Here is a 3,189-nt window from a genome sequence, read left to right as displayed (position 1 = left end):
GAAGTCGGGCAGGTCGGCGCCCGCTGTTATGCGCTCTTACTGGGCTGGTTCGGACATATCACGCTACCGATGTCCAAACATGAATCGGCCACTACTGCCCCGAACGCGAAACAAACGTCCAGTTAGTGCGTGTTTGAGATGGGGTTGATCAGGTCCAGGTGAAGGTGCGGCGGGTTTGACGGCGTGCTGGTTGGTCGCGGGTGATGCGGCGGGTCATGCCGGCGATCGCGGCCCAGCGGATGAGGGCCGCTGAGACGGCCGGTTGGCGCTCGTAGTCGCGGGCGAGCCGGCGGCAGGCGGTGAGCCAGGCCAGGGTGCGTTCCACGACCCAACGGCGTGGGTGGACGGCGAAGCCGCGTTGGTCGGCGGGTTTGCGGACGATCTCCAGCGTGGTCCGCAGGGTGTCGCGGGTCCAGTCGACGAGTCGCCCAGCGAATCCCTGATCGGCGAAGACGTGCCGGATCGGGGTGACCATGTAAGCGCTGAGCATGGCCGTCTTGGCTCCGTCGCGGTCCTGCCAGCTCGCGGCGAGCACGGTCACGGTGACCAGCAGGCCCAGGGTATCGGTGATGATGAACCGTTTCCGGCCGTTGATCTTCTTGCCCGCGTCGTAGCCTCGGCTGTCCCGGCCGACGGTGTCGGCGCCCTTCACGCTCTGCGAATCGATGACCCCCGCCGACGGCTCCGGCTGGCGGCCCTGTTGCACCCGGGCCTTGATCCGGAGCGTGGTCAGGAGTTCCTCCGTCACGCCGGCTTCTTCCCACCGGGTGAAGTACCAGTACACCGTCTGCCACGGCGGCAGGTCAGCCGGCAGATAGCGCCACGGGCACCCCGACCGCACCACGTACAGGATCGCGTTGACGATCTCCCGCCGCGGGTGCTTCTCCCGCCGGCCGTCGGTGTTCGGCTCCGGCAACAACGGCTCGATCAGCGTCCACTGAGCGTCGGTCAGGTCCGAGGGGTAACCACGACGCGCAGACACCACGCCACCCTGCCCGCCGCAGCAGCCGACGTCATGCCGCCACGCCGTCCACATCAGACCTTCTCAAACACACACATCAGTGATGTGAAACGGCGCTCGGGCGGCTGCTGGCTGAGTGGCGTTCGCGGCGTGGGTTGACGCAGGACGATGTCGCGCGGTTGGTGCACAGCACTCGGAGCACGGTTGCGAATGTCGAGCGGGGTCGGCAGGTCGTGGACCGGGTCTTCTGGGCGCAGTGCGGTCGCTCCTGCGGGCCGACGGATCTTTCGAGTCGGTCATGCCCATCTTGCCACCACCAACAGCGGCGCTTCTACTCCAAGACTCACAAGTCGGACACCGTCACGACTTTGCCGGGGCCTTGGGGGGTTACGGTGGATGATTAACCATCCGACGATGAGGCTGCAAATGATCAATGTCCAGGAGTTCGCGCGACGGCTGAGTACTTGCGGCGCTGATGCGTTTACCAGCGACGACGTCGTGGACCTGGCGACCGCGGCCGATGTTCGCATCAGCGCAGACGTCGAGATCGACGCCACCGTGGCGCAGCGCTTGCTCGACCAGGTCTCGCCCACCCTGCCGGTCACCGGGGCCCAGATCGCGGCGTCGCAATGGCCGCCACCGGAGTCTTCCCGTCCTGCAGCGCCTTTGGTGTCGTTCTCCAGCCCTGGTGCCGTCGACGGACCGGCTGATCAGCCGACCCGACGCCGCAGTTCCGGGTCTGCGGGTAGGGGTCGGCGCCCCGGCTCCCGACGAACGGGCAGGTGAAACCGCAGTCCCAGCTTCTTCAGCAACCATCAGACTGCTCGCCGCAGCCGTCAACTGCGACGCGAGCTGCGAACCCCACTCTCACCGCCATCATCGGCTGAACTTCGTCCTCCTGTCCGGCTCCGTACGCCCGGGCAGGCTCGACGCACGATGATCCCGGTAAGCATGCGGATCGCGGCAGATCAGCGCGTTGCGGTAGGAGGGTTGACCGATGGGGCAGGAACTTGACCCAAGCCCGCCAGGCAACGTCAGCTTTCCCGCAAGGCACCTGCGGTCCGCATCATGCTACGTAGCTCCCTACTCGATTCCACCCTCCCGATTGGGGTGGAGGTTCGCCCCGGGGGAAGACACAATGAGCTGGTGTCGACCTTTGAGCCGGATGACAAGGCGCAGAGCTGGCGAGTGCGAGCGTGGAACGACGATGCGGTTGAGCAGCGTTTCCTCAAGGAGGATTTGATCGCCATCGGAGGGCCGGAAATGCCCGACGTGTCGGTATGGCCGGGGGACGAGTCAATCCTCCGGACGCTGAGGGCCGCGCTGCCAGAGCGGCCGGAACGGGCGTTCCCCGTGTTTGTGAGGTACTGGCGATGCTTTCGGATCGACATGCAACCTGGCGATGTGGTCGTGGTACCGATGCGTCGGAGCCGCGCCGCCGTAGGCATAATCGTGGGAGACTACCGGTTCCAGGCGGACGAAGACGACCCTTACCTGCGGCATCGCCGGCGAGTTCGATGGACGGCCGAGATAGACCGATCAGTCCTCGACAACAGTGTGCGCAAGGTTGTCAACGCACCGGGCACGCTGGCGCGGCTTCCGCCGTGGACACGGCCCGCAGTCTCGGTGGAGGCGTAAACGCCTGGTCAGTAGGTCACCGGTCCGCCGCTGCCAATGACGTCGATCGGCGGTCCAGCCTGGCCAGCAGGTACTACAAGCCAGCCCACGCCCGCCCGGTATCCATCCCCGGGACGCCCTTTCCTCGATCTCGTCGCCTATCCACAGATCGGCGGTGTGCTCGTAGGCGTTGTTCGGCTCCTTGGCCAGAAGCCGACTACGCTCGGTGAGTTCGTGCGACTGCAACCGCGCGTGGTCCATGATCGCGCTCAAGGGCGGGATTCCGGATGGCGGCCTCATCGGCAGGGGAGGGCTGCCTCGCCTGGCATGCACCCGATCAGCGGCAGTTGAGGATGCCGCCGATCGGAACGGCTATCTGCGGGTCGAACGAAGGGTGTTGATCTTCGGGAACAGTCATCACAATAGGTGCCGTTCGTCCGAGCCGCCGGACGTCTTCAGTGGACGGCCCATCGAATCGAGGTTCCCTTAAGGGTGTCTCGTAATTCGGTGATGGCGTTGCCGGCCAACGGTGTCGGTGTCATCCGAGCAGGATGATGTTGTGGAGGTGGGCGATGCCGGAAGCGGTGTCGGTCAATGTGCTGGCGGCGCGT

General features: G+C 65.6%; 4 protein-coding genes. 3 read left to right on the top strand and 1 reads right to left on the bottom strand.

The window, feature by feature from the left end; translation table 11 throughout:
- Positions 1-148: 148 nt before the first annotated feature.
- Positions 149-1,036 (bottom strand): IS5 family transposase, encoded by an 888-nt coding sequence (locus tag JQN84_RS31120; protein ID WP_204962155.1) that lies wholly within the window; start codon positions 1,034-1,036, stop codon positions 149-151.
- 50 nt (positions 1,037-1,086) lie between these two features.
- Between JQN84_RS31120 and JQN84_RS31865 the strand changes: the two genes are divergently transcribed.
- The 3 genes from JQN84_RS31865 (at position 1,087) to JQN84_RS31105 (ending at position 2,599) form a co-directional block, all read left to right on the top strand.
- A complete protein-coding gene (locus JQN84_RS31865; RefSeq protein WP_255554157.1) occupies positions 1,087-1,365 on the top strand; it encodes a helix-turn-helix transcriptional regulator in 279 nt (92 codons plus the stop codon).
- Positions 1,366-1,375: 10 nt separating this feature from the next.
- Positions 1,376-1,747, top strand: a complete 372-nt coding sequence (locus tag JQN84_RS31110) for a hypothetical protein (protein WP_204962154.1) — start codon at positions 1,376-1,378, stop codon at positions 1,745-1,747.
- Between the two features lie 360 nt (positions 1,748-2,107).
- Positions 2,108-2,599: a DUF8426 domain-containing protein gene (locus JQN84_RS31105; protein ID WP_204962153.1), complete on the top strand. Its 492-nt coding sequence runs from the start codon at positions 2,108-2,110 to the stop codon at positions 2,597-2,599.
- Positions 2,600-3,189 lie beyond the last annotated feature (590 nt).

This window comes from Micromonospora humidisoli, assembly GCF_016900955.1.
Taxonomy (GTDB): Bacteria; Actinomycetota; Actinomycetes; order Mycobacteriales; family Micromonosporaceae; genus Micromonospora; species Micromonospora wenchangensis.
This window is presented reverse-complemented; position numbering and strand designations above follow the sequence as displayed.